This is a genomic window from bacterium (assembly GCA_009926305.1).
Classification (GTDB): domain Bacteria; phylum Bdellovibrionota_C; class UBA2361; order UBA2361; family RFPC01; genus RFPC01.
This window is the reverse complement of the sequence record RFPC01000262.1, coordinates 1-1,110: the sequence shown is the minus strand read 5'-3', so window position 1 is coordinate 1,110 and position 1,110 is coordinate 1. Positions and strand designations below refer to the sequence as shown.

At 46.4% G+C, this 1,110-nt stretch carries 2 protein-coding genes; both read left to right on the top strand.

Features of this window, described 5'->3' with window-relative positions; translation table 11 throughout:
• The first annotated feature begins 55 nt into the window (after nucleotides 1–55).
• On the top strand, nucleotides 56–676 hold the full coding sequence (locus EBR25_14375; GenBank protein ID NBW42155.1) for a hypothetical protein: 621 nt from the start codon (nucleotides 56–58) through the stop codon (nucleotides 674–676).
• Complete coding sequence (locus tag EBR25_14370; protein ID NBW42154.1) at nucleotides 663–1,100, top strand: hypothetical protein; 438 nt, start codon at nucleotides 663–665, stop codon at nucleotides 1,098–1,100. The genes EBR25_14375 and EBR25_14370 overlap by 14 nt, the downstream gene beginning before the upstream one ends.
• Nucleotides 1,101–1,110 lie beyond the last annotated feature (10 nt).

The window sequence follows — 1,110 nt, the reverse complement described above, 5'->3', positions numbered from 1 at the left end:
TAGCGCACTCAACAGAACTCAGAGGACGTACATGCCAGACATGAGGAGCGATTCTATGGCTGAAAGACTTGAGAACACGATAAGAGACAGAACCTTCTCTACGGGGTCTCTCCCGATCCGCCACAACTGGAAAGGGGAACCGATTAAGCAAACCCCAGATGGCTCAGGGCCAGCAGCCTATCAGCTCTTTGATGTCACAAAAGCAAGAGAGGGTTCTGCAGACCCAGTTTCAATGGAAGCGCTTAGAATCTATCAGGAGACTGGAGAGGCTATCGAGGTGCTTAACACTCCGTACTTTGCCTCTAGCGTGTTTAGACATATCGGCACACCTTCGTTTAGCCGAGGAAAGGCCAAGAAAGCATATCAGGCTGGTAAAAAGTATCAGTTTGTGGAGGACGGCGTTGACTTTAAGATGAAGCTTAATGCAGAGCAGATAAACGAAGCCCTCAGGCTCGCTGGTACTCTTAGATACCAAGAATGTCTCGCGCTTGTTGAGTCAGACAAATACAAGCAAATGACTGATGAAGAAAGAATGGCCGAGTTTGAATCACTAAACTCTAAGTACAACGGAATTGTGGAGTTTGATCCTCAAGGCAACTTCCTCCCACATACGCAGTACTTGATGGATTTGTTTGAAAAAGAATACATAGAAAGAAAGCAGAATGGAGAGCTCTAAAAAAATAAAAGACACCGCCCTTGGTGGCTGGCTAAAGGATAAGGCACCAGGCATCCTCGATACGGTCGGGGACCTGCTGCCAGATCAGGGTGCGCTTGGGATTGTAAAGAACTTACTCGACAAGGAGCCAGGCATAGACCCAGCTGAAGCCAAGGCTAAGATCGACGCAGAGATCGCATTCCAGAACAACGTTACGGAGAGATGGAAGGCTGACATGGGTGGTGATGTTAAGCTCGCAAAGCTCATCAGACCAGCTACTTTGATAGCTCTTATGTCAATGTTTATGGTAACGATGGTGCTGGATTCCCTTGATAATCTGCCATTTAACGTCAAGGACAGTTACGTATCTTTGTTGGAGATACTAATGCTAACATCATTCGGTGCATATTTCGCTGGAAGAACCATAGAGAAAGCTAAAAAATGAAAGTAGACGA

Bases quoted from the DNA above. Each gene is read 5' to 3' on its own strand.
- EBR25_14370 (NBW42154.1), top strand. From the start codon at position 663: ATGGAGAGCTCTAAAAAAATAAAAGACACCGCCCTTGGTGGCTGGCTA.
- EBR25_14375 (NBW42155.1), top strand. From the start codon at position 56: ATGGCTGAAAGACTTGAGAACACGATAAGAGACAGAACCTTCTCTACG.